Here is a 22,497-nt window from a genome sequence, read left to right as displayed (position 1 = left end):
AGGCCCCTACCTGAGGATCCGCTTCACCCCCGCGGGCCAGCCGGGATCGCCGTCCCTGACGAAGCGCACCCACGCCCCGTGCATCTCGTGCGCCAGCGCCTGGGGCGCGTGGTGTCCCGCGGTGCGCGCCACGCCGGGGGCGTCGAGCACGTCGAAGACGAACGGCAGGTCGAGGTTGTGCACCGCGCCGACCCTGCCGCCGCCCGCGGGGCTCTCGAGCGGCGACTCCCAGCGGAACTCGTAGGCGTAGGTGGGCGCGATGGCCGCCGAGCGCGCCCGCAGGAGCAGGCGCGTCTCCCTGATGAACAGGCGGTGGGTGACCGCCCTCGCCACCAGCTCGGCGGGCGGCGGTTCGGGGTCGGAGGAGAAGCCGAGCGCCTCGGCCGCTTCACGCGCGGTGCCCTGGTCGATACCCTCGACCATGCGCCTGACGAAGACGTCGGCCTCCTGCGAGGTGTTGCCCGCCAGCAGCCGCAGGTGGCCGCCGATGCCTGCGGCGATCGCCTCGAGCGGGACCCCCGGCACCACCTGGCCGTCGACGACGGGCTTGATCGCCACCGACTCGCCCAGCGAACCGAGCTGTCCCGTCGTCGGCGGCGGCTGCTCGGCCAGCAGGCGTTCGGGCGGCAGCGCGGCGAAGTCCTCGCGCACCGGTCTGACGCCGAGCACGGCCGCCAGCTCCTTGGCCTGGGCCCTGGCCTCGGCCAGGGAGGTGACGAGGGTGGCCGAGCCGCTCATGACGATCGCCCTGCGGAACAGGCCCGCGGCGTCGGGCATGGTCATGAGCGTGGCCACCGCGGCCCCTCCCGCCGACTGGCCCGCGATCGTCACGTCGGCCGGGTTGCCGCCGAAGGCGGCGATGTTGGCCCGTACCCAGCGCAGGGCGGCCAGCCAGTCGAGCACGCCCAGGTTGGCAGGGACGTCGTCGAGCGCGAGGAAGCCCTCGAAGCCGAGCCGGTAGTTGACGGCCACGCACACCACGCCGTCGCGGGCGAAGCGGTGCCCGCGCTGCCACGCGGCGGAGTTCGCGCCGACGGAGAAGGCCCCTCCGTGGAACCAGACCATCACCGGCAGCCCCGCCGCACCCGGGTCGGGGGTGTGGACGTCGAGGTTCAGGCAGTCGGCTCCGTAGCGGAAGACGTCGGGCGCGAACAGCCCGATGTCCTGGGCGGGACGTTGCGGCGCGGCGGGGCCGTGCACGACGGCGGGCCGCACGCCCTCCCACGGCTCGGGCGGCGCGGGGGGTCTGAAGCGGTGCTCACCGAACGGCGGCGCGGCGAAGGGCACGCCGAGGAAGGCGTGCACGTTCTCCACCCGGATGCCGGAGACCCGACCCGAGGACGTCTTCACGATCATTGCCTGGTCCATCCCGCCGCTCCCTCGACGATCCTGATCGCCGCGCGGGCCGGTGGCAAGGGGTCCCTGCCGTGGAAGCCTCACGCCTGCACCTGGCATGATCGCCCGGTGACCGACGTGGAGTGGATCGAAGGGGTGCGCGGCCATCTCGCCGAGCTGGAGGCCATGGGCGTGCGCCACCGCGTCGCCCCCGGCGAGATCAGGGTTCCCTACGAGCCGCTGAGCTCCTGCGGGATCGACCTGCCCGCGTTGGTGGTGGCCTTCGGCGCCGGCCGGCTGCCCGGGCGGCTCCCCGCCGGGCGGGAGTGGCTGGCGGTCGACCACGGCGAGCAGCTCGTCCTGACCGTCCTGCGGCCGACGCCCCAGGCCGAGGAGGGGATGCGGCGGCTGCGCGAGCGCTACGCCGGATCCGGCCTCGCGCGGCCGACGATCGACCAGCTCGCCGACTACCGCGACGGGCTGCGGGAGCTGCTGGGCGTGGACTGCGAACAGGACAGGACCACTTTCGGCGAAGGGTGCTGTCCGGTGCGGCCTTCGGATCTGGCCGCTCTCACCGACCACCCCTTCGACCTGCCCGAGTCCGCCAGGGTCCTGATCCTGGACACCCTCGGCGCGCCCCAGCCGTACGAGGCCGCGGACCGAGAGGCCGACGAGCACTGGCCCTGCGGCTACGACGAGTTGATCGCGGCGGCCTTCCGCCACCACGGCGTGCGCCGAGGCCCGGGGGCCGAGCCGTTCAGGGCGCTCAGGTACTACGGGCTGAAGGGTCCGCTGCTCGTGCTCTGCGTCGACTACGGCTACCTGGCGAGCACCCGGCTGCCCGACCGCGACTGGTACGCCGTACGGCACCGCGGCGACGTGCTGGTGCTCACAGTCCTCGAGCCCACCCCGGAGGCGGCCGAGGAGCTGGCGAGGCTGGCGGCGGAGTACCCGAAGAAGCGCTTCCGCCGCCGCGCCGTCTCGCTGGACGACCTGGTCGCCTACAGGGACCGGTTGCGGGAGCTGGCCGGGGTGGAGGTGAGCGACGGGCTGGCGCGGCTGGGCGAGGGAAGGTGCCCGATCGACCTGGGCGAGCTGCCCCGTCTCACCGCCGACCCTCTCGCGGGAGCGGTCCACGGCGAGGGGTGGGAGGTGTTCGTGCTCGTGTGAGGGGTAGGCGCGGACTTCTCTCGAGAGGAGGACACTCATGGGTGACCGTCACACGGTGCCTGAGCTGATGGACGAGAACGACGTCGTCGATCTGCTCCTACGGCAGCACGCCATGATCAGGGACCTGTTCGCCGAGGTCGAGAGCGCGCCACCGGACGCGAGGGGCGAGCCGTTCCAGAGGCTGGTGCGGCTGCTCGCCGTCCACGAGACGGCCGAGGAGGAGGTCGTCCACCCCTACGCCCGGCGCAAGCTGGCCGGCGGTGACGAGGTCGTGGACGAACGGCTGGCCGAGGAGAACGCGGCCAAGGACATGCTCACCCAGATCGAGAAGGCGGGTGTGGACGACCCGAGGTTCCTGGCCAACCTGGACCTGCTGCGCACCGCCGTCCTGGCCCACGCGAGGGCGGAGGAGCGCTACGAGTTCACCCACCTGCGCGCCGAGACCAGCCAGGCCGAGCGCAGGGCGATGGCGGCAGGGGTCAAGGCGGCCGAGGCGCTGGCGCCCACGCATCCGCACGCCGGTGTGGAGACCGCGACGGCGAACATGCTGATCGGCACGCCGGTCGCGATGGCCGACAGGATCCGCGACGTCGTCAGGAAGGCGATGGGCAAGCAGAGCTGATCAGGGGAGAAGGCAGGACCGGCCGGGTGGTCCGGCCGGTCCTGCGCCCTCTCAGCTGAGCCGCAGCCGTTCGACGGGGTGCGGGCCCTCCGTCTCCAGCCGGTACTCCTCCCCCGACTTGGCCTTGTTCTCCTCGATGACGGCCTCGCTCGGCGGCTGCTCGCCGCCGTGGATCTGCTCCTGGAACTTCTCGAAGCGCTCGTGGGCCTCCTGCACGTAGCCCGTGCCGATCGTGGTGTAGTCGATCTGCGTGGCGATGAGGTCCCTGACGTACTCCTTGTTCGGCTCGAAGGTGACCGGCTTCGGCAGCTTCGGCGAGACGACCTCGGCGACGTCGCGGGTGTCGTGCTTGTTGAACATCTCGGCCGCCAGGCGCAGGTGCTCCAGCTCCATGTTGAGGTGGAGCTCCCAGATCGCCTTCACCTTCGGGTCCGTCTCCGTCTCCATGAAGGAGTGGTAGAGGTAGCACTCGTTGTACTCGTGGTTGAGCAGCATCTCCCACCAGCTCTCGCCGGGGTCGACGAGCGACTCGTAGTGGGTGACGTGCTCCTCCTCGATCAGCCCGATCTCCTGGTAGAGCTGGCGGGCGATCGGCTCCATGTACTCGGGGCCCACGTTCATGTAGAAGTTCATCGTCTGCTGCTCGGCCGACATGATCGTCAGCGCGTGCAGCTTGGAGAGCGGGTCCACCGTCGCCCTGTCGTACGGCTCGCGTACGTTGTCGACGGGATCGCGGTGATGCATGATCGTCGGACGGCCCGGCATGACCTCGGTGAGCTGGTCGACGACCTTCTCGGCCTTGCGGTGCTCGATCATCTCGTACAGGTTGGCGTAGCGGTAGAGATGGTCGAAGTCCTCCAGCACGCCGAACTGGTAGGCCTGCTGGAGATACGGGTCCGGCTCCATCCTGGCCACCCAGGCGGTGAGGTCCACCGCCACCTGCTCGTAGGCGAGCGTGGTCTCCAGCACCGAGGCCAGCCCCGGCAGCAGCCAGTTGACCGCCTTCTGCTGCTGCGCCTCGATGTAGCGCACCCGCGCGAGCTGCTGCTTGATCTCGGTGTCCGGGCAGTGCCTGGCCATCTGGTGGCTGAACATCACCGCTTCGACCTCGATGCCGTTCATCGCGATGATGCGGCAGCGGGTGTAGGGATCGGCGTGGTCGGGGTCGATCGGTGTCACGTTCAGCTCGCGCCAGTTGCGCAGCTGCTTGTCCAGCGGGATGCCCCGCTCGCGCAGTGGATTGAACGTCATTGTTCGCGTCCTCCTGAATCGGGTCGATCCCTGCCGCTACCCCCGATGCGTGAGAGCCAACAGATCGCCGCGCGGCAGAGGTCAGGAGAGGGAGGCGTAGGCGCCGTCGAGGCGCATCAGCTCTCCTGCCTGCCGCGTTCACAGGGTCAAGTCGGCGAGGTTCACGGTCGCGGCCATGGCGGCCCGATGGTCGCCACCAGAATTCTCAACCCCGCCTCGTGGACGCGCCGGGCCAGTTCGGTGAAACCGGCGATCAAATCGTCGGCCGTAGCCGGTGGCAGCCCCGCCATGCGAACGTCTTCAGCGCCGCCCCTGGCTCGCCGTCGCAAACCGCGCTACGCCGCCTGGCCGCCATCACCACCAGGGAGGCGTCGCAGCACAGCGACCCGTGACGACCCTGCGGAGGGGCGGACGCCGGCGCAGGCGGTCCTTCGCGTCGACCGGCGGGTCCGATGCCCGCAAGGGAACAGATCAGCGTGGCCGGAGGTTGCACGGCGGCATGAGCAAGATCCTCGTCCTGGGCGCCGGTGGCAAGACCGGGCGGCGCGTCACGGCGCGGCTGCGCGAGCTGGGCGTGCCGCACAGGGCCGCCTCACGCACCGGCGCCGCCCCTTTCGACTGGAACGATCCGCGCACCTGGGACGCCACTCTCGACGGTGTGCGTGGTGTCTACCTCGTGCGGCCCGAGCTGCAGCCCAACGACGTCCTGCGCGCCTTCACCGCACGGGCCGTGGCCCGCGGCGCCGAGCGGCTGGTGCTGCTGTCGGCCCGCGCCGGCGGACCGGAACTGGACCGGCCGCGCGAACGCATCGTCCAGCACTCCGGTGCCGTTTGGACGATTCTCCGCCCCACCTGGTACTTCCAGAACTTCAGCGAGGGCATGTTCGCCCGCGCCGTACGCTCGGGGGAGCTGCGGCTGCCCGCCGGGACCGGGCACGAGGCGTTCGTCGACGCCGAGGACGTCGCACAGGCGGCGGTCGCGGCGCTGACCGAGGACGGCCACCACGAACGCGTCTACGAGCTGTCCGGACCGCAGCCGCTGTCGTTCGCCGAGGCGGCCGCGGTGATCTCCGAGGTCTCCGGCCGCGTCGTCCTCTACCGGCCCATCACCGCCGACGCGTACGTCTCCGAACTGATCGCCACCGGCGAGAGCGTCCCGTTCGCCCGACTGCAGGCGCGGCTGCTGACCTGGGTGTCGCAGGACGAAGGCGCCCACATCAGCGACGGGGTCGAACGAGCGCTCGGCCGCCCCCCTCGCACCTTCACCGCCTACGCGAAGCAGGCCACCGCCGAAGGCGCCTGGAGGTGAGGCGCGTGGGTAAAGATCGGCAGGCAGGGGCTCGGCCTCGCCGGCGACGGTGATCGGACGAACCGCCCTCGGTCGGCCCACAGCCGGTCCGGTTCAGAGGTCGGCGGGGCCGAGGTCGCGGATCACCTGAGCCAGGGCGCGGATCTGCGCTGACTCGGCGTCGCTGCGCCAGACGAGGCCCCACCGCAGGCTGGGGGCATCGCGGATGGGCAGGAACTTGATGCCTGGGCGGGTGAAGTACCGCGTGGCGTGAGCGCCCAGGTGGTGGACGGACTCCCCGGTGCCGACGATGGTGAGGATGTCGTCCATCTGCTGGACGGCCGGGCCGCGTGCGACGGGGCGGCCGCTGGGGGTCTGGAACGGGATGAAGGCGTCTTCCCAGTAGTCGGGCAGGGGCGCCGAGGGGCCCAGGACGCCGAAGTCGCCCAGGGCCTCGATCGAGACGGAGGCGTGTTCGGACAGCTCGTGACCGAGCGCGGCGAGCAGGACCCGGGGCTCGGTGAAGACGACCGGGCCGACGGTGAGGTCGGGCTCCTCCACCGGAAGCCAGGAGACCAGGACATCGACGTCGCCATTGCGCAGGGGCGCGAACGGGCCGATGAAAGGGTTGTGGCGTATGCGCAGCGTCCACTGCGGGTGGCGGACGCGGAACGCCTCCCAGTAAGGGCGCAGGTCGTAGGCGTTACCGGGCAGCATGCCGACGCGCAGCGCCTCGGAGCCCCCCTGCGCGGCCAGCTTGGCTCGCTGCATGCCCTCGCGCAGCTCGCGGAAGGCGGGTCGCAGATCGTCGTACAGCCGTTCGCCGATCGCGGTGAGGCGGACGCTGCGGCTGGTGCGCTCGAACAGCTTGGCGCCGACCGCGCGCTCCTGTTTCCTGATCGCCTGGCTGATCCGCGCCGGACTCACACGTAGCCGGTCGGCGGTCCTGGTGAAGTGCAGTTCTTCGGCGAGTGTCAGGAAGATCTCGATGTCGCGTAGCTCCATCACGCCCTTCCGATCGTGAACCTGAGTGTTGACCGGCGTTGCGGAAACGGCCGGTGATCGCCTCCGAGCCGTGCCGGGATGCCCAGGATCCGCCATACGGCTCTCCTGTGTCACATTCGCCGAAAGAATGGCCGATATTGCCCGGGTGGAGAGCAGACCCGATGAACTTCATTCGGTGATCCGGCAGGCCGCCGACCGGCTGGACACGAAAGTGTCGTCGGCCGCGATCAGTGAGCTCTACTCGCGCATCTCGTAGCTCCGACGTGGGGAAGATCGGCAGGCAGGGACTCGGCCTCGCCGACGCTCTGGTCGAGCTCGTCCATCAGGGCGGGGTGCTCGCCGGGCTCCGGGCCGTAGTCCCCCGGGATCCCGCCGGTGAGCGTGGACCACGCCCTTCCGATTGTGAACCTGAGTGTTAACCGGCGTTGCGGAAACGGCCGTTGATCGCCTCCGGCCGTGCCGGGATGCTCGACCTGATCGCGGCGAGACCGCGACAAGTGGCATGTGTGGAAGGAATTGCGACATGTACCTGTGTGCGCCCTGTGCCGCTCACACGAAAGCTGGACCGGCGGCATGAACGTCGTGGACCGTGCGCTGCCGGGCGTCCTTGGAGGGATGCCGGCCGGCGCCAGGCCGCCCGCCTCGCGCCCGGGCCTTCCTGAGGTGGTGGTCGTCGATGAGTCCGTCCGGCTGAGGCGGGACGACGTGGTGCGGCGCGGCCTGGCCACCGTCAGGCACCGGGACAACGGCGTCGGCTGCGAGAGCGGACTCCCGCGCGCCGTCGGACGCGGCCGTCCTCTCTGGCCAGGAGATGTGGTGGGACGGGCGGGCGACCGACGCCCCGCGGGCGCCAGGGGACGCTGATGGAGCCCACGGAGATCCTGCCGATCGTGGCGATCCTCTCGATCGTCACGGTCGAGTTCGGCGGGCACGCGCTGCTGCGCTTCATCACCACCGACCCGGACCGGTTGGGAGCCTTTCGCGAACGCTTCTTCCGGGCCGGCCACGCCCACGCCGGCGTGCTGTTGGTCCTTTCCCTCGTCTATCTGCTGTACCTGCCTCGCGCCGGATTCGGCGACGGCCTGGAATGGGCCTGCGGCGGAATGCTGCTGGCCGGGGTGCTGGCCCAGTCGGGCGGGTTCTTCCTGCACCTGGGCGTCGGGCAGGAGGGCCGCCGCTCGCTCGGCACGCTGCTCACGCGGATCGGGGCCCTGCTCCTGGCCGTCGCGCTCATCGCCCTGGCGGCCGGGCTCATCCGAGCCGCGTGAAACCCCTCGACGACGCAAGACGCCCATGATCGCGGTGACGGGCGTGGCGACGCCGGCCCGTCACCGGCGGACAGTCCGGCATCCGCCATCGCGCAAACACCACAACGACGTCCCTCCGGAGTTCGACCATGCACCCCTCACCGACTCTCAGCCGGACCCGTGGCAACCTGGCCCTGCTCGCGCTGTTCCTGGCCACGTTCGTTCTCGGCAGCACCGAACTGGTGATCGTCGGAGTCCTTGACCTCATCGCCACCGACACCGCCGTGACCGTCAGCTCCGCCGGCACCCTGGTCACCGCCTACGCCCTGGGCCTGTGCCTCGGCGGGCCCGCGCTGACCGCGGCGACCATCCGCCTGCCTCGGCGAACGCTGCTGTGGGCCTGCATGCTGGCCTTCCTCCTGGCCACCCTGGCCATGACCGTCACCACCAGCTTCGCACTCCTGCTCCTCGCCCGGGCCGTGGCCGGCGCTCTGCACGGCGCGTTCGTCGGGGCGGCCTTCGCCGCGGTCGGCGCGATCCTGCCCGCCGAGCGGCTGGGCCGGGGCATCGCGGTCGTGCTCGGCGGGATCGCCGTCTCCACCGCCATGGGCGTCCCCCTCGGCACCCTGATCGGCCGGACGCTCGGCTGGCGCGGCGCATTCATGGTGATCGTCGCCGTCGGCGCGGTGGTCCTGGCCGGCCTGCTGCTGCTGATGCCGGCCATCCACGCCAGTGCCGGCGGCGAGGCGGCGGGGCTGCGCTCGCAGGCCCGCTCGGCGTTCGCGCCCCGCGTGCTGGTCATGCTGGCGGTCGGCGTGCTGTTGCTGGGCGGGCAGTTCACCGTCTTCACCTACATCACCCCGTTCCTGCTGGAGGTGACCGGCATCTCCGACGCCCAGGTGAGCGGCTTCCTGCTCGCCTACGGCGTGGCCACCGCGATCGGCACCTTCGCCGGCGGCTGGGCCGCCGACCGGAACGCCTCCCGCACGCTGCTGGCGGCCAACATCGTGCTGGTGCTGGCGCTCGGGCTGCTCTACCTGACCGGGACCATCCCTGTCCTGGCCGCCGTGGCGCTGCTGGTGTGGGGGCTGGTCGGGTTCGGGCTGGTGCCGGCGCTGCAGTATCAGGTGGCCACCCTGGCCGGTCCGGCACGTGACCTGGCCGCCAGCCTGCCGGCCTCCGCGGTCAACGCCGGCATCGCGGTGGGCGCGCTGCTCGGCGGCTGGGCCCTGACCGGCAGCGGCCTGTCGGCGGTCGTCATCGTCGGCCTGCTGATGTGCCTGGTCTGCGTGCCGCTGACCTGGCTGACAGCACAGTGGACCGCAAGGTGACAGCTGGCGGGCGAGCAGCCGGACGAGCTTTCCGGATCGGCGAACGGCCGGGCCAAGGTGTACCAGGTCGGGCCGGACGGCCGCGCGAGTACCGGCCCCGGGGGGCGTCGTGGACGGCCGGACCGCGATCGGCTGGCGTGGTCACTGCGAATGCGGCTGGCCGGGCCCGCTCGGGAGCTCGTGACCACTGCAGAGCCGGCGCTCCGGCGTAGTCGCCGAGCACGGTGTCGAAGGCGGGCGGCAGCCGGGTGGCGCGGGTGCCCGGACGGCGCTTCGTAAGCTCGGAAGCGGATCCGGGCACTTGTGCGGGGCCGGAGCGCGCAACCTCGGCAGTCACCTGGCCGCCCTTGTTACGCGGGCAGGTGCCGGGGCGGGGCCGCGGTGGCGGGCGCAGAGACCTCGACGACGGTGCCGGTGTGGCGGGCATGTTCAGCGGCCCAGACGACGTGGTGGGAGGCGATCGACTCCTGTGGGCCGGAGGTGATGAGGGCGTGGTCGCCGGTGGCGACGGCGGCCAGGAAGGCGCGGACCAGTTCGGTGTCCGCGCCGCCGTGGCCGTCGGCGGCCGAGGCGCCGCCGTCGGGATCGAAGTCGATGATCTCCCGGATGTCGCTGAGGAAGTCGTGGACGGCGAGGGTGCGGCCATCGCCGTCGATGCTGCCCAGGGTGCCGAAGATCCGGGTCTTGCGGAAGTCGAGGGCGGTGAAGGCGGTCATGGTGAAGGAGGCGGTGACACCGCCCTGGTATTCGAGGTTGACGACCTGATGATCGACGACGTCGTTGCGGCCGGCGTAGACGCAGGTGCCGTACGGGCCGTCCTGGAGTGCCTTGCGTAGGCCCGCGGGGGTGGGATCCTCGGTGAGGACGCCGAGCGGCCACTGACGGTAGACCGGGTCGTCGAGGAATCGTTCGTAGATGCGGACGGCGGAGTAGGCGCAGGAGGCTTCCACGGGGCAGTCGAGGCAGCGGGTGGTCGCGCCGGGCGGGCGGTTCTCCGGCCGGAAGTGGAACAGGCCGCCGAAGGAGGAGACGCGGGTGACCGGTCGGCCGATGATGTGGCCCAGCCAGTCGATGTCGTGGCTGGACTTGGCCAGCAGCATCGCCGACGATTCGGCCTCGACGGCCCACTGGCCTCGTACGTAGGAGTGGGCCTGGTGCCACCAGCCGACCGGTTCGAGGTGTTCGATGCTGACGATCTGGCCGATACGGCCGGAGTCGACGATGGCCTTGAGGCGGCGGGAGTAGGGGGTGTAGCGCAGCACGTGGCAGACGGCCAGCAGCACATCGTTGTCCACGGCGGCGGCCACGATGCGTTCGGCGTCGGCCGGGGTGGGCGCCATGGGCTTCTCCAGCAGCAGGGCGTAGCCGCGTTCGGCCAGCGCCACGGCCGGGTCGGCATGCAGCCGGTCCGGGGTGGCGATGATGGCGGCGTCGGCCAGGCGCGGCCGGGCGACCAGATCTTCCCAGCCGGCGTAGACGTGCTCGGCCGGGACGGCGAACTCGGTGGCCACGGCGGCGCGGCGGGCCGGATCCGGGTCGACGACGGCCACCACCTTGCCGGTGCCTTCGGCGGCGGCGATGCGCGCGTACGCGGCCCCGCGTGCTCCGGCGCCCACGATCGCCAGAGTGACAGTCATGAAAATTTCCCCCTATTTGACGGCGCCGGCGAGGATGCCCTTGACGAAGTGGCGCTGGAAGAACAGATAGAGCAAGACGATCGGCGTGATGACGATGATCGTCCCGGCGGACAGCAGCGGGATGTTCTTGCCGAACTGCTGGACGAACTTGCCCAGCCCGGACGGCGCGGTGCGCATGGCGGGGTCCTGGATGAGGATCAGCGCCAGCAGGAAGTGGTTCCAAGCCCACATGAAGTACAGCAGGCCGAGCGTGGTCAGCGCGGGCCAGGCGGTGGGTAGCAGCACCCGGGTGAGCACCCGACGGCCGGAGGCGCCATCCATCTGGGCGGCCTCGGTGAGCTCCTTGGGCAGCGATTCGAAGTGGCTGCGCATCCAGAACACGCCGAACGGCATGAACGCGCCGATCAGCGGCAGGATGACCGACCAGTAGCTGTTGAGCAGGCCGATCGAGCGCAGGTCGTAGTAGAGCGGGATGACGATCGCCTCGTACGGCAGCGCCAGGCCGATCATGAGCAGCGCGAACAGCGGGCCCTTGACGCGCAGTTCCATGGTGGCCATGCCGTATCCGGCGAGGGTGGCCAGGACGAGGGAGAGCGGCACGACGCCGAGGGCGATGACGGCGCTGGATTTGAGCAGCGAGGCGAACCCAGCGCTGCTCCAGGCGGTGGCGAAGTTCTCCCAATGCGGGTCGCTCGGCCACTCCAGGCGCGGGGTGAGGTTCGACTCGGGCTGCAAAGCGGCGCTGAGGATGGCCAGGAACGGCAGCACGACGCTGGCGGCGGCCGTGAGCAGCGCCAGCCGGGTCAGGTGTCGGCTCATGCCTCATCGCTCCCTGGTCAGGCGGTTGAGCCCGTACATGACCGCGCAGGTGAGCAGGCTCAGCACAGTGGCCAGCGCGCACGCGGCGCCGACCCGGCCGGCGGTGAAGACGAGCTGGTAGATCTGCACGCCTGGGACCATGGTGGTGTAGCCGGGTCCGCCGCCGGTCATCACGTAGACCACGTCGAAGCTGGCCAGGGCGGCGATGATGGTGACGGTCGCGGCCACGGCGATCTCCTTGCGCAGCCCGGGCACGGTGACGTGCCAGAACTCGCGGATCGGGCCGCAGCCTTCGACCTTGGCGGCCTCGTACAGCGACGGTTCGATTTTGCCGATGCCCGACAGCAGCAGCAGGAAGCACAGTCCGGTGCTGACCCAGGTGCCGACCAGGCCCACGGCGGGGTAGGCGAGGGCGAAGTCGCCGAGCCAGGAGCTGTCCAGCCCAAGCGGCCCGTCGGCGCTGTAGATCCATTTCCAGATGACGCCGACTGCGACCAGGGGCAGGATCTGCGGCAGAAACAAGATCGTGCGGATGAGCGGCATGGCCTTCCACGGGGTCGCGGCCACCAGGGCGGCCAGCACCAGGCCGATCCCGATCGGCAGGACCGAGTAGAAGACGATGAAGCCGAAGGCGTGCACCAGCGAGCTGCGCAGGGCGGAGTCGGTGAAGACCTCGATGTAGTTGGCCAGGCCTGCCCAGGTGGCCACGCCGATGCCGTTCCACTCCCACAGGGAGATCCAGAGGCTGTGCACCCAGGGCACGATGACGAAGGCGGCGTAGAAGATCAGGGCGGGCAGCACGTACAGCAGGGGCGTCAGTCTGCCCCTGCGGCGCCGGCGCGGCGGCGCGGCGGTTTCCCTTCCGACCCGGCGCGCCGGCAGCACGGCGGTGTCAGCCATGGGTCTTGGCCCACTCGTCCTGGATGGCGGTGATGAAGCCGGCCGGGTCGCTCTTGCCGCCGATCAGCTCCTGGGTGGCGGCGGTCAGCTTGTCGTTCATGGTGGCGGTGGCGTTGTTGTTGAAGCCGACCAGCCCGTCGTCGGTGTTGACCTTGGTCCAGGCGGCCACGATGTCGGCCATCACGGTGTCGGTCTCGGGCTCGGCGGCGGCCGGGTCGGCGGGCATGAAACCGGCCTTGAACTCCTCGGCCGAGGCCTCGGGCGAGTGCAGGAAGTCCAGGAACGCCGCGGCGGCATCAGGGCTCTCGCTCTTGGCGGAGATCGCGTACGCCACGGAGGTGCCGATCGCGGTGGCCTTGGCGCCGGGGAAGGCGAAGAAGCCGGCCTCGGCCTTCAGACCGTCGCCGATCTTGGCGGCGTCCCAGTTGCCGTCGATGAAGAACACGCCTTCGCCCTGGGTGAACTTGGTCACCGCGCCCTGCAGGTCGACGCCGTTGGCGTCCTTGGGCAGGTAGCCCTTCTGGGCCCAGTCGAGCAGCTTCTGTGCGCCCGAGCGATTGCCCGCGGTGTCGAAGCTGGCGCCCTTGTGGCCGAAGGTCCACTTCGCGGCGTTCTCGGCGCCGTCCTGCGACTGGCCGATGAGCTGGACGGTGAAGGCGGCGTGGCCTTGGGCGTTGCCGAGCTGCAGCGGCAGTTCGCCTGCGGCCTTGGCCTTGGCGAGGGCGGACTCGAAGTCGGCCAGCGTGGCCGGCGGGGCGGTGATGCCGAGCTTGGCGGCCTTGGCCTTGTTGTAGTAGACGCCCACCAGCGAGAACCCGGCCGGGGCGGCGTACAGGTCGCCGCTGCCCAGGGTGCTGCCGTCGGCGGCGACGCGCCACTGGGCCAGCTGGGTGCTGGGGTAGGTCTTGTCCCAGCCGTAGGCCTTCTCGTAGGCGGCCAGGCTTCGCACCAGCCCGTCCTTGACCGTGGTGCCCACCGAGTTGAGCAGCGCGATGTCCGGCGCCTGGTCGGAGGTCAGCGACAGATTGAGGCTCTTGTTGTAGTCGTCGTAGTTGGTGTCGGTGTAGTTGATCGTGATGTTGGGATGCTTGGCCTGGAAGGCGGCGATGACCGCCTTGATCGCGGCGCCGGACTCCGGCGTGGAGACCAGTGACAGCGTCACCTTCTCGGCGGGAGCGCCGGTCCGCACCGGGCCGGTGGGCTGCGCGGCGGGCGCTTCTGAACTGCCTGGCGCGCAGGCGACGGCCAGCGCGGACACGGCCACGATGGCGAGCATCTTGTCGATCTTCATGGAGGTCTTTCGATAGGGTGGCAGGCCGCTGTGCCCGCACGCCGAATGGCTGGGATAGCAGGATACGAAAGAAACTTTCTTTCGGTATGGTGGAGGCGTCCTCAGCCATTCGTCAAGAGGTGACGATGACGATCAGATCGACCCTGCCCGGCGGAGACCAGAGCGCTCTGCGGCACCTGAACACCCGACGGGTGCTCGAGGCCCTCTATGACGGCCCTCCGCTGACGATCAGCGGGGTTGCCCGGGTTACCGGCCTGTCCCGGCCGACGGCCCAGGCCATTCTCGCCTCGTTGACCGACTCCGGCCTGCTGCGCCCTGACGGGCACGACATGATCAAGACCGGCGGCCGCCCCGCCCAGCGCTACCGCTTCAACGCCGCGGCGGGCCTGCTGGCCGGCATCGACATCGGGGCTCACGCGGTCGCGGTGCGGATCGCCGACCTCAACGGCGTCCTGCAGACAGGCGTGCGCCGCGCCGTCCCCGCCGACCTGCCGGCAGGTGAGCGCCTCCAGACCGCGCTCACCCTGCTCGATCAGGCCCTGCCGCACCAGACGGCACGGCTGTGGGCAGCCGGCGTGGGGACTCCCGGCATCGTCGACTCCGGCGGGGCGGTACGGCTCAGCGTGGCCGTTCCCGGCTGGACCGGGGTGCGTCTGGCCGAGGAGATCGGCCGGCGGCTGGACTGCCCGGTCGCGGCCATGAAGGACGCCAACCTGGCCGTCCTGGCCGAACACCGTCATGGCACCGGCCGCGACGTCTCTCATGTCCTGTACGTGCACGTGGGCCACCGGCTCGGCGTCGGCCTGCTCATCGACGGCCACCCCTTCACCGGCGGCACCGGCGCGGCAGGCGAGATCGGCCGCCATCCCGTCCTCGGCTGGGAGGAGGCGCCCTCGCGACTTCTGGCCGAGGCGGGCGCAGGCGCCGTCGAAGCGGTCTTCGCCCGCGCCCGGCAGGGCGAGCAGAGGGCGCTGAGCGCCGTGGACGGCTTCGCCCGAGCGCTCGCCAACGGCATCGGCGCCATGGTCCTGGCGATGGACCCGCGGCTCATCGTGATCGGTGGCGGCGTGGCCAAGGCGGGCACGACAGTGCTCGACCCCATCGCCCGACACCTGGCCTCCATCTGCTACGAGGTGCCGGACCTGCAGATCTCCACCCTCGGCGAGGACGCGGTGACCATCGGCGCCATCGAGGTGGCCCGCGACCGGGTACGAGCAGAGTTGTTCACGGACTCTTGACGTCGCGGCGTTCCGCGGCCACAGTTCCGAACGAAACTTTCTTACGGAACCCCTGTGGAGGAGCCCGCATGACCCGCCACCTCGGGGCCGCGCTCGCGGTCCTGCTGTTCCCCGCCCTACTCGGGCAGGCACCCTCCGCCGCGCACGCCGCCGCACCCCCTACCCACGCTGCCACCGGCGCGACCTCCGACTTCCCACCCAACCCCCCGTCCAAGACCGGCTACACCCTGGACTTCCAGGAGGAGTTCGACGGCACCTCGCTCGACACGAACAAGTGGCTGCCGTACTACCTGCCGCACTGGACGAGTAACCGCGAGAACGCCAAGGCCCGCTACACCGTCGCAGACGGCGTGCTCACCCAGCGCCTGGACGCCGACACCCCCGCCTGGAACCCCGCCTACGACAGCACGGTGAAGATCTCCAGCATCCAGACCTACAACAAGGACTGGTGGCACCGCTTCAACTCCTCGATGCCCAACGACCATCACGAGCCCGACTTCAACGGCTACACCACCAAGTACGGCTACTTCGAGGTCCGCGCCAAGCTCGCGAACGTCGGCGGCGGCGGCCACCAGGCCCTCTGGCTGGTCGGCACCGACGACACCAGCAGCGCCTCGGCCAACCCCGAGATCGACTTCATCGAGACGTTCTTCAGCAAGCCCGACACCTGGCGCATCGCCGCCTACGGCTGGGGCGACCCCCACTTCCTCAGCTCCTGGACGCTGCACGAAGACCCCGTCCCCAGCGGTAACCCCACCCAGGAATACCACGTCTACGGCATGGAGTGGACGCCCACCGAGCTGAAGTTCTACTACGACAACCAGCTCTACAAAACCATCAACGACGCCCCCAACATGCCGATGGGCATGATCATGGGCATCTACACCGACGCCGGCTCCGGCCAGCACAACGACGTCTGGCCCAAGACCTGGAACGTCGACTACGTGCGCGTGTTCAAGAAGAACGGCGGCTACCCCGAGCCGTACGTGCGCATCAAGAACCATCAGACCAGCCAGTACCTGCACACCGAGGCCGCTACCGGCAAGGTCCAGTACGGCAACGTGCCGGCCACCGCGCTGAGCTCCCAGTGGACCCGGGAGACAACCTCCGACGGCTACGTCCGCTACAAGAACCGCGCCACCGGCCAGTACATGCACATCGAAGACCTCACCGGCAGCATCCAGTACGGCACCCTCCCGGCCACCTACTGGAGCAGCCAATGGAAGGAAGAGGCCGTCAGCGGCTACACCCGCATCAAGAACCGCTGGCAAGGCAGCTACATCCACACCGAGAACGCCACCGGCTACGCCCAGTACGGCACCGTGCCCACCACCTACTGGACCAGCCAATGGACCTTTGAACCAGCCGCCTGACCCAACACCGACGCTCGATGGGGGACTCCCCTCACAGAGCCCCCCATCCACGGGCTGGCCGACGACAGCGACCCACGAAGTTCCTTCCCTGGCGAGGGCTGCGACAGCACCCCTCCTCGGCATCCGGACGCACAGCGCAGGCAGGCCGCCGCCGAGCGCCGGGAGGTGGCGAAGAGAGATGGCCATATCGGCGGTGATCAAGCGCGCCAACCACGATCTAAGTCATGACTTATCGCCATTTCTTCCAGGTGACCGCCCCGGCGATCAGCAGCGCGGCCGCGGACGTCCCCGCCCACCGCCGCTGGCGGGCGATCCGCCGCTCCACCTCGGCGTACGGGGTGGTGGTGAAGGAGACCAGCTCGTAGCGGGAGACGTAACGCCCGGGCAGCATCCGCTCCAGCGCGTGCTCGATCCTCTTCTGCGCGAGGAACACCCTGGAGCCCACCTTGTCGCGCATCTCCACGAAATTGTCCAGCGCGAGCCTGGCGATGACGTCGGTGTCGGCCTTGCGCCGCTGGAACAGCTCCAGCGCCCCCGCGAAGTCGTCGCCCGTCTCCTCCAGGCACCGGTCGAGCTCGACGCAGTCCTGGAAGCCGCAGTTGGCGCCCTGGCCGTAGAAGGGGACGATCGCGTGGGCCGCGTCGCCGACCAGCCCGATCAGCATGCCGCCGACCTCGCCGTGCCACGGGTCGCAGCGCATCGTGACCAGGTGGCCGACGGGGTTGCGGGCGTAGTCGGAGGCCAGGTGCGGCATCACCTCGGCGGCGTCGGGATACTCCTGCGTGAAGTGGGCGCGGACCCGCTCGGGAGTGTCCAGCCCGGCCAGCGCCTCATGCGGCCAGAACAGCGTGCAGGTGAACGACCTGTCGGGGTTCGGCAGCGCGATCATCATCGACCTGCCGCGCGGCCAGATGTGCAGCGCTCCAGGGTCGAAGGCGAACTCGCCGAGCTTGGGCGGGATCGTCAGCTCCTTGTAGCCGTAGTCGAGGTACTCCTGGCTGAAATCGGTCCCCTGCAGGGCCTGCAGCCTGGCCCTGACCGCGCTGTAGGCGCCGTCGGCGCCGATGACGACCTGCTGCCCCTTCTCGGTGACCGGCCCGCCGTCGGTCTCGAACTCCAGCGTGCCGTTGCCGATGCCGGCCAGCCGGTGGCCGAACCTGGCCGTGACGTTCGGGTGCGCCTCGGCGGCGTCGAGGAGCTTGCGGTTCAGAGCGGCCCTGCTGATGGAGTTGATCGCGTGCGAGCCGTCGGCCGAGTAGGGCTGGAAGGTGAGCGCGCCGTCGGTGGCGTGCATCATCCTGCCCGGCATCGGCAGCGCCTCGGCCAGCACCTCTTCGGCCAGGCCGAGCCTGCGCAGCGCGTCGATGCCGCGCTCGGAGATCGCCAGGTTGATCGACCTGCCGCGTTCGGCGCCCGCCGTCCTCGGGTCAGGGCGGCGCTCGTAGAGGGTGACCTCGTGGCCGCGGCGTGAGAGGTAGCAGGCGAGCAGGCAGCCGACCAGACCGGCTCCGACGATGGTGACCTCCACAGTGGCTCCTTTCTCTCCTTTTCCTTCGTACGGCCCGGCGAACGAAAACGCCACCGCCCGACGACCCAGCCCGCCGGGGGCGACGGCATGTCGCTTCTCGAGCGCAGGGGGTCAGGAGAGGCCAGGTTTCTTGGGCGGGACCCTGCGGGAGAGGTGGTCGGCGATGGCCAGGGCGGTGGTGCGCCAGATGGGCGTGCGGGGGGCGATCACCGCGAAGTGGTCGCCTGACATCTCCATGTAGGTGACCTCGTCCCCCGCCTCCTCGGCTGCCCTGGCGTACCTGCGGCTGAAGTCGACCAGATCGAGGTCGTCGCCCGAGCCCTGGACGATGAGCTGCGGCACTCCCAGGGGGAGGCGGAGGAGGGGACTGGAGGAGGTGTACCGCTCGTGCGGCACCTCACTCTCCCCTGAGGCGTGACCGCCGAGCGCCGCCGCGACCGCGCCCGAGCTGAGGTGGCGGCGGTCGCCCTCCTCCAGGTCGAGCACCCCGGCGAGGGACACGGCGAGCGCCACGCCCGCGCCGTCGGCCGCGGCTCTGAGGGCCAGCTGGCCCCCGGCCGAGTGCCCGACGACCGCCACCCGATCGAGGTCGAGCAGCACCCCCTCCCCCGAAACGGCTCCGGGCAGAGTCGTGGTCTCGGAGGCGGCCATGGCGGGGAGGGCGGCGAGGCCGGCGGCGATGTCAGCGGTGGTGGCGTCCCAGCCGTGCAGGTCGGGGCGGCGGTACTCCAGGTTCCACGCGGCGAATCCACGGGCCGTCAGGTCGGCGCAGAGCGCCTCCATCAGGTCGGCCGCCCAGATCGAGCGCCAGTATCCGCCGTGCACGAGCGTCACGACCGGCACCGCTCCCCTCGCGGCGTCCGGCGCGTCCGGCAGGTGCAGGTCGCCCCACTGCTCGGGGTGCGGGCCGTACGGGACGCGCAGCGGGCGGTGCCTCAACCGGTGGACGGCGTGCCTGATCGCCCACGCGAGCCCCTCGATCCCCCTGCCGTGGATGTGCGCGGCGCCGTCCACCCTACGGACCTTGCCGAAGTCGCACCAGACGATCTCGCCGCCCTGCTCCATGAGCGCGCGCGTCTCCCGCGAAGGGCCGGGAACGACCACGACGGCCCCGTCCTCGGCCGCACCGGCCCTACCGCGGAGAAGAGTGTGGGTCTCGGTGGCGTCGCGGGCGTGTGTGAGCACGCCGCGCACTCCCAGGGCCGCGAACTCGCGTTCGGCGACCTCCCCCACCAGCGCCCTGTCCGCCCGCAGTCCGGGGCCGACGATCACCCGTACGTCCGTCATGAGGCAAGCATGCTGATGGACCCGCTGGAGTCAAAGCCCATATGGACTTTTATCGACCTTTCTTCCGGATATGGAGGGGTGGCACGCACCCACGAGGAGGGAGACGGCGCTCGAGTTCCCTCCGATGCCCGTCGGCACGATGGTGCTCAACCGCAACGTGGCCAACAACTTCGCGGAGAACGAGCAGATCTCCTTCGGCACCGGTGTGCTGGTGGACGGGCTCGACTTCTCCGACGACAAGATGCTGGTCGGCAGGACGTTCTCCTACAGCGACACGCAGCGTTACCGGGTGGGGCCCAACTACCTGCAGCTACCGGTGACCCAGGCCAAGCACGCCGACGTGCGGACCAACCAGCGCGACGGCCTGATGACCTACCACGTCGACGGCGAGGGCGAGAACCCGCACGTCAACTACGAGCCGTCGATCACCGGCGGGCTGCGGGAGGCGGAGTACCCGACGCACGACGAGCAGGGTTCCGTGCTGACGGGACGGCTCACCCGCAAGCACATCCCGCGCACCACCGACTACCTGCAGGCGGGCCAGCGCTACCTGCTCATGCAGGAGTGGGAGCGCGACGACCTGGTGCCCACTCTCGTCGCCAACCTCAAGCAGTGCGACCGGCCGATCCAGGAGCGCATGGTTGGCACTTCCTCATGGTGGAGGACGACCTCGGCCTGCGCGTCGGCCAGGGGCTGGGCATCACGCCCGCGGACGTCGCCCACCTGGAGCCCCTGCCCAGCAGGAGCTGAACGAGGAGGAGACCAAGAGGCTCTCACAGCTCGGCAAGAACGGCCCGCGCGACGTCGCGGGGCTCACGATGACACACTGCGTGCCGAACGGGAGGGTGTGAACGCCCAGACCGCCAGCCACACGCTGAGGCCCATGATCGCCATGCCGAGGGGCACGTGCAGGGCGACGGCGCCCGAGCCGCCTGTCGCCGACTGAACGAAGCCCAGCAGGAGGATCGCCAGGCTGGCCAGTGCGGGCCAGCCCGGGCCCCTGCCGGGGCGCCACACGAGCACGCCGGTGACGAGCAGGAGCAGCCCTGCGACATGGACGGCCCCGGCGCCCGTGCCGTGCATCGCGCTGCCCGCGCCACCGAGCAGCTGGCCGGCGGTGAAGGCCTGCAGGAGGACCGCCACCACGTTGACCGCGGTGAAGATCTTGAAGGGGGTGAAGAATCTGACCATGTGGACCAGGATCGGGCGGGCGGCGGACCCGGGCATCCGCCACCGGTCGTCATCGCGACTACATCGGCGGGTGTAGTCCTGTCACAGCGGCGGCGCGATGGCCTGGGCGTCCAGGCCCTTGAACCACAGCCCGATCATGAAGGCGGCCGTCGCCTCCAACAGTGCGGCCCTGGCCAGCCCTCCCCCGTCGTACGGCGTGCAGCCCAGATCCTCGACCAGCCGCCGCACCACCGCCAGCGCCCCCTCGTCGTCCCCGCACAGTGGCACGGCCAGCGGGCGACCGCCGAACACCGGCGGCGTCATCCGCCAGACGTCCACGTGGCACAGGTTGAACGCCTTAACCACGTGCGCCCCCGTGGCGGCGGCGAGCCGCTCGGCCATGGGGTGGTCGGCCGTCAGCTCGCCGTCCTCGATCGGGTTCGTGCAGTCGATGAGCACCTTGCCGCGCAGCGACTCGTCTACCACGCCGAGCGCGGCGTGGGCGGGCACGGCGAGCAGCACGGCGTCGCCGTACGCCATCGCCTGGGCGAAGGAGCCCGAGCTCCTGCCGCTGGTCATCACCTGGTGGCCCGCGCGCGTCCACTGGGTGCCGAGGGCGTCGGCCATGCCGCCTGCGCCGAGAATGCCGATACGCATCCGTCCTCCTCAAGGGTGTAGGTAAGGACGAAGATAGAAAAACCAATAGATACCGATTGGTGTGTGCCGGGATGTTCCTCGCTGACTGCCAGGCCAGGCTGGCCTTCGACCTGCTCGCCAACACCTGGAACGCGGTGGTGGTGTGGGCGCTGCGGCACGGGCCGAGCCGTCCTGCCGACCTGCGGACCACCATCGGCGGGATCAGTCCCAAGGTTCTGAACGAGACGCTGCGCCGCCTGGAGTTCAACGGGATCGTCTCCCGCACGGCCTACGCCGAGGCGCCGCCGAGGGTGGAGTACGCGCTGACCGAGCTGGGCCTCAGCATGCTCGAGCCGATCGAGGCGTTCGGCGTGTGGGCCTTCGAGCACGCCGAGGAGGTCATGGCCGCCCAGGACGGCTTCAGGACGTGACGGCCCCCGCCTCGCTGACCAGCCGCAGGGCGCGGCGGGTGAGCGGGGAGAGGGCGCCTTCGGCGTCGAGGAGCGTGCCGTCCAGGTCGGTCGCGATCAGGCGGGGAAGGCTCATGCCGGGCATGATCCGGCATGAGGCTCAGCGCGGGATCAGCGCTTTGATGTCGGAGAAGACCCTGTCGTGGGCCGCGGCCGCCTCAGGGGAGGCGTCCTGGATGAAGCCGTGCTGCAGCCCCGGCTCCTGCCTGTGCACCACCTTCACACCGGCCGCCGCGAGCCTGGCGGCGTAGGCGTCGCCCTCGTCGCGCAGGGCGTCGTTCTCGGCGGTGACCAGGAGCGTGGTCGGCAGGCCGTACAGGTTGGGCGACAGCAGCGGGCTGGCGGCGGCGCGAGCGGCGGGCTCCGGCACCCACTGGGCGACGAACCAGGCGAGCGTGTCGGCGTCGAGCCCTGAGCCCGAGGCGACGCTGGCGCAGGAGAGCGTGAGGTCGGTGTTGGGGCAGAGCAGCACCTGGAGAGCGGGCACCGCGCAGCCCTCGTCGCGCAGGCGCAGGCAGGCCATCGTCGCCAGGTAGCCGCCGGAGCTGTCGCCCGCGACGGCGACGGGCCTGGCCCAGCGCAGCACCTCCACGGCGTCGTCGAGCGCCGCGGGGCACGGGTGCTCGGGGGCGAGCCTGTAGTCCACCGCCAGCACCTCGACGTCGCACTCCAGCGCGATCCTGCGGCAGGTCCTGTCGTGGGAGTCCAGATCGCCGATCACCCAGCCGCCGCCGTGCAGGTACACCATCAGCGGGCGGGGACGCTCGGCGGGACGGTAGCGGCGCAGGCGCAGCCCTGAGGGGCTGGTCAGGTCGAGAACCTGGGCCAGCTCCGGTCCCGGTGGGCGTTGAGGGGTACGCGCCCTGAGCTCCAGCAGTCTTGTGTCAGACATAACGGCA

At 70.5% G+C, this 22,497-nt stretch carries 22 protein-coding genes and 2 pseudogenes; 11 read left to right on the top strand and 13 right to left on the bottom strand.

Translation table 11 applies throughout. The annotated features are described in order from the left end of the window. Positions 1–6 precede the first annotated feature (6 nt). Positions 7–1,356 (bottom strand): carboxylesterase/lipase family protein, encoded by a 1,350-nt coding sequence (locus FHR33_RS42160; RefSeq protein ID WP_183659716.1) that lies wholly within the window; start codon positions 1,354–1,356, stop codon positions 7–9. A 108-nt stretch (positions 1,357–1,464) separates the two neighbouring features. Between FHR33_RS42160 and FHR33_RS42155 the strand changes: the two genes are divergently transcribed. Together FHR33_RS42155 and FHR33_RS42150 are read left to right on the top strand one after the other, a co-directional pair. Continuing rightward, positions 1,465–2,505, top strand: a complete 1,041-nt coding sequence (locus FHR33_RS42155; protein WP_183659715.1) for a hypothetical protein — start codon at positions 1,465–1,467, stop codon at positions 2,503–2,505. A gap of 37 nt (positions 2,506–2,542) precedes the next feature. Continuing rightward, positions 2,543–3,127, top strand: a complete 585-nt coding sequence (locus tag FHR33_RS42150; RefSeq protein WP_246452340.1) for a hemerythrin domain-containing protein — start codon at positions 2,543–2,545, stop codon at positions 3,125–3,127. A gap of 51 nt (positions 3,128–3,178) precedes the next feature. On the opposite strand, the gene FHR33_RS42145 is transcribed toward FHR33_RS42150, so the two are convergent. Next, positions 3,179–4,378 carry a hypothetical protein gene (locus tag FHR33_RS42145; protein WP_183659714.1) on the bottom strand — a complete coding sequence of 400 codons (1,200 nt, stop codon included), beginning with the start codon at positions 4,376–4,378 and terminating at the stop codon, positions 3,179–3,181. Positions 4,379–4,877: 499 nt separating this feature from the next. Between FHR33_RS42145 and FHR33_RS42140 the strand changes: the two genes are divergently transcribed. Beyond that, complete coding sequence (locus FHR33_RS42140; protein WP_183659713.1) at positions 4,878–5,687, top strand: Rossmann-fold NAD(P)-binding domain-containing protein; 810 nt, start codon at positions 4,878–4,880, stop codon at positions 5,685–5,687. 93 nt (positions 5,688–5,780) lie between these two features. On the opposite strand, the gene FHR33_RS42135 is transcribed toward FHR33_RS42140, so the two are convergent. Continuing rightward, positions 5,781–6,671, bottom strand: a complete 891-nt coding sequence (locus tag FHR33_RS42135) for a LysR family transcriptional regulator (protein ID WP_183660627.1) — start codon at positions 6,669–6,671, stop codon at positions 5,781–5,783. Positions 6,672–6,798: 127 nt separating this feature from the next. Here FHR33_RS42135 and FHR33_RS52200 point away from each other — a divergent pair, with 127 nt between their 5' ends. From FHR33_RS52200 to FHR33_RS42120, 4 genes are all read left to right on the top strand, one after another. Beyond that, a complete protein-coding gene (locus FHR33_RS52200; protein ID WP_281388246.1) occupies positions 6,799–6,927 on the top strand; it encodes a hypothetical protein in 129 nt (42 codons plus the stop codon). 317 nt (positions 6,928–7,244) lie between these two features. Further along, on the top strand, positions 7,245–7,535 hold the full coding sequence (locus FHR33_RS42130) for a hypothetical protein (RefSeq protein WP_183659712.1): 291 nt from the start codon (positions 7,245–7,247) through the stop codon (positions 7,533–7,535). Next, positions 7,535–7,939: a hypothetical protein gene (locus FHR33_RS42125; RefSeq protein ID WP_183659711.1), complete on the top strand. Its 405-nt coding sequence runs from the start codon at positions 7,535–7,537 to the stop codon at positions 7,937–7,939. Before FHR33_RS42130 ends, FHR33_RS42125 begins: the two co-directional genes overlap by 1 nt. Before the next feature lie 128 nt (positions 7,940–8,067). Continuing rightward, complete coding sequence (locus tag FHR33_RS42120) at positions 8,068–9,249, top strand: MFS transporter (RefSeq protein WP_183659710.1); 1,182 nt, start codon at positions 8,068–8,070, stop codon at positions 9,247–9,249. Positions 9,250–9,599: 350 nt separating this feature from the next. Here FHR33_RS42120 and FHR33_RS42115 read toward each other — a convergent pair whose 3' ends face one another. The 4 genes from FHR33_RS42115 to FHR33_RS42100 are packed head-to-tail and all read right to left on the bottom strand — an operon-like array spanning position 9,600 to position 13,896. Further along, positions 9,600–10,886, bottom strand: coding sequence for a Gfo/Idh/MocA family protein (locus FHR33_RS42115; RefSeq protein WP_183659709.1), 1,287 nt, complete (start codon positions 10,884–10,886; stop codon positions 9,600–9,602). Between the two features lie 12 nt (positions 10,887–10,898). After that, the gene (locus tag FHR33_RS42110) at positions 10,899–11,705 is read right to left on the bottom strand and encodes a carbohydrate ABC transporter permease (RefSeq protein ID WP_183659708.1); all 807 of its coding nucleotides are present in this window, start codon (positions 11,703–11,705) and stop codon (positions 10,899–10,901) included. Positions 11,706–11,708: 3 nt separating this feature from the next. Further along, complete coding sequence (locus FHR33_RS42105) at positions 11,709–12,605, bottom strand: carbohydrate ABC transporter permease (protein ID WP_183659707.1); 897 nt, start codon at positions 12,603–12,605, stop codon at positions 11,709–11,711. Beyond that, entirely contained in the window at positions 12,598–13,896 is a 1,299-nt protein-coding gene (locus tag FHR33_RS42100; protein ID WP_183659706.1) for an ABC transporter substrate-binding protein, read from the bottom strand. The genes FHR33_RS42105 and FHR33_RS42100 overlap by 8 nt, the downstream gene beginning before the upstream one ends. A 125-nt stretch (positions 13,897–14,021) precedes the next feature. Between FHR33_RS42100 and FHR33_RS42095 the strand changes: the two genes are divergently transcribed. Together FHR33_RS42095 and FHR33_RS42090 are read left to right on the top strand one after the other, a co-directional pair. After that, a complete protein-coding gene (locus FHR33_RS42095; protein ID WP_183659705.1) occupies positions 14,022–15,134 on the top strand; it encodes an ROK family transcriptional regulator in 1,113 nt (370 codons plus the stop codon). Between the two features lie 68 nt (positions 15,135–15,202). Then, the gene (locus FHR33_RS42090; RefSeq protein ID WP_183659704.1) at positions 15,203–16,507 is read left to right on the top strand and encodes a family 16 glycosylhydrolase; all 1,305 of its coding nucleotides are present in this window, start codon (positions 15,203–15,205) and stop codon (positions 16,505–16,507) included. Positions 16,508–16,736: 229 nt separating this feature from the next. Here FHR33_RS42090 and FHR33_RS42085 read toward each other — a convergent pair whose 3' ends face one another. Beyond that, a complete protein-coding gene (locus FHR33_RS42085) occupies positions 16,737–18,035 on the bottom strand; it encodes an FAD-dependent oxidoreductase (protein WP_183659703.1) in 1,299 nt (432 codons plus the stop codon). A 111-nt stretch (positions 18,036–18,146) separates the two neighbouring features. Continuing rightward, a complete protein-coding gene (locus FHR33_RS42080) occupies positions 18,147–19,322 on the bottom strand; it encodes an alpha/beta hydrolase (RefSeq protein WP_183659702.1) in 1,176 nt (391 codons plus the stop codon). A 112-nt stretch (positions 19,323–19,434) separates the two neighbouring features. Between FHR33_RS42080 and FHR33_RS42075 the strand changes: the two are divergent. Further along, a pseudogene (locus tag FHR33_RS42075) lies at positions 19,435–20,173 on the top strand (catalase); the annotation flags it as partial. Here FHR33_RS42075 and FHR33_RS42070 read toward each other — a convergent pair. Together FHR33_RS42070 and FHR33_RS42065 are read right to left on the bottom strand one after the other, a co-directional pair. After that, positions 20,136–20,513 carry a hypothetical protein gene (locus tag FHR33_RS42070; RefSeq protein WP_183659701.1) on the bottom strand — a complete coding sequence of 126 codons (378 nt, stop codon included), beginning with the start codon at positions 20,511–20,513 and terminating at the stop codon, positions 20,136–20,138. The pseudogene FHR33_RS42075 and the gene FHR33_RS42070 overlap by 38 nt on opposite strands. A gap of 81 nt (positions 20,514–20,594) precedes the next feature. Then, complete coding sequence (locus tag FHR33_RS42065) at positions 20,595–21,149, bottom strand: NADPH-dependent F420 reductase (RefSeq protein ID WP_183659700.1); 555 nt, start codon at positions 21,147–21,149, stop codon at positions 20,595–20,597. A 71-nt stretch (positions 21,150–21,220) separates the two neighbouring features. Between FHR33_RS42065 and FHR33_RS42060 the strand changes: the two genes are divergently transcribed. Beyond that, on the top strand, positions 21,221–21,559 hold the full coding sequence (locus FHR33_RS42060) for a winged helix-turn-helix transcriptional regulator (RefSeq protein WP_183659699.1): 339 nt from the start codon (positions 21,221–21,223) through the stop codon (positions 21,557–21,559). 4 nt (positions 21,560–21,563) lie between these two features. Here FHR33_RS42060 and FHR33_RS42055 read toward each other — a convergent pair. Together FHR33_RS42055 and FHR33_RS42050 are read right to left on the bottom strand one after the other, a co-directional pair. Beyond that, positions 21,564–21,674 (bottom strand): annotated as a pseudogene (locus tag FHR33_RS42055) (HAD family hydrolase); the annotation flags it as partial. 24 nt (positions 21,675–21,698) lie between these two features. Then, positions 21,699–22,490 carry an alpha/beta hydrolase gene (locus FHR33_RS42050; protein ID WP_183659697.1) on the bottom strand — a complete coding sequence of 264 codons (792 nt, stop codon included), beginning with the start codon at positions 22,488–22,490 and terminating at the stop codon, positions 21,699–21,701. Positions 22,491–22,497 lie beyond the last annotated feature (7 nt).

Origin of the sequence: Nonomuraea dietziae (assembly GCF_014195505.1) — a bacterium.
In the GTDB taxonomy this organism is placed as follows: domain Bacteria; phylum Actinomycetota; class Actinomycetes; order Streptosporangiales; family Streptosporangiaceae; genus Nonomuraea; species Nonomuraea roseola.
Note: the sequence above shows the minus strand (reverse complement) of the source record. Positions and strands in the feature narration are given on the sequence as shown.

Bases quoted from the DNA above. Each gene is read 5' to 3' on its own strand.
- FHR33_RS42160 (WP_183659716.1), bottom strand. From the start codon at position 1,356: ATGATCGTGAAGACGTCCTCGGGTCGGGTCTCCGGCATCCGGGTGGAG.
- FHR33_RS42150 (WP_246452340.1), top strand. From the start codon at position 2,543: ATGGGTGACCGTCACACGGTGCCTGAGCTGATGGACGAGAACGACGTC.
- FHR33_RS42145 (WP_183659714.1), bottom strand. From the start codon at position 4,378: ATGACGTTCAATCCACTGCGCGAGCGGGGCATCCCGCTGGACAAGCAG.
- FHR33_RS42140 (WP_183659713.1), top strand. From the start codon at position 4,878: ATGAGCAAGATCCTCGTCCTGGGCGCCGGTGGCAAGACCGGGCGGCGC.
- FHR33_RS42135 (WP_183660627.1), bottom strand. From the start codon at position 6,671: ATGGAGCTACGCGACATCGAGATCTTCCTGACACTCGCCGAAGAACTG.
- FHR33_RS52200 (WP_281388246.1), top strand. From the start codon at position 6,799: ATGGCCGATATTGCCCGGGTGGAGAGCAGACCCGATGAACTTCATTCG.
- FHR33_RS42130 (WP_183659712.1), top strand. From the start codon at position 7,245: ATGAACGTCGTGGACCGTGCGCTGCCGGGCGTCCTTGGAGGGATGCCG.
- FHR33_RS42125 (WP_183659711.1), top strand. From the start codon at position 7,535: ATGGAGCCCACGGAGATCCTGCCGATCGTGGCGATCCTCTCGATCGTC.
- FHR33_RS42120 (WP_183659710.1), top strand. From the start codon at position 8,068: ATGCACCCCTCACCGACTCTCAGCCGGACCCGTGGCAACCTGGCCCTG.
- FHR33_RS42115 (WP_183659709.1), bottom strand. From the start codon at position 10,886: ATGACTGTCACTCTGGCGATCGTGGGCGCCGGAGCACGCGGGGCCGCG.
- FHR33_RS42110 (WP_183659708.1), bottom strand. From the start codon at position 11,705: ATGAGCCGACACCTGACCCGGCTGGCGCTGCTCACGGCCGCCGCCAGC.
- FHR33_RS42105 (WP_183659707.1), bottom strand. From the start codon at position 12,605: ATGGCTGACACCGCCGTGCTGCCGGCGCGCCGGGTCGGAAGGGAAACC.
- FHR33_RS42100 (WP_183659706.1), bottom strand. From the start codon at position 13,896: ATGAAGATCGACAAGATGCTCGCCATCGTGGCCGTGTCCGCGCTGGCC.
- FHR33_RS42095 (WP_183659705.1), top strand. From the start codon at position 14,022: ATGACGATCAGATCGACCCTGCCCGGCGGAGACCAGAGCGCTCTGCGG.
- FHR33_RS42090 (WP_183659704.1), top strand. From the start codon at position 15,203: ATGACCCGCCACCTCGGGGCCGCGCTCGCGGTCCTGCTGTTCCCCGCC.
- FHR33_RS42080 (WP_183659702.1), bottom strand. From the start codon at position 19,322: ATGACGGACGTACGGGTGATCGTCGGCCCCGGACTGCGGGCGGACAGG.
- FHR33_RS42070 (WP_183659701.1), bottom strand. From the start codon at position 20,513: ATGGTCAGATTCTTCACCCCCTTCAAGATCTTCACCGCGGTCAACGTG.
- FHR33_RS42065 (WP_183659700.1), bottom strand. From the start codon at position 21,149: ATGCGTATCGGCATTCTCGGCGCAGGCGGCATGGCCGACGCCCTCGGC.
- FHR33_RS42060 (WP_183659699.1), top strand. From the start codon at position 21,221: ATGTTCCTCGCTGACTGCCAGGCCAGGCTGGCCTTCGACCTGCTCGCC.
- FHR33_RS42050 (WP_183659697.1), bottom strand. From the start codon at position 22,490: ATGTCTGACACAAGACTGCTGGAGCTCAGGGCGCGTACCCCTCAACGC.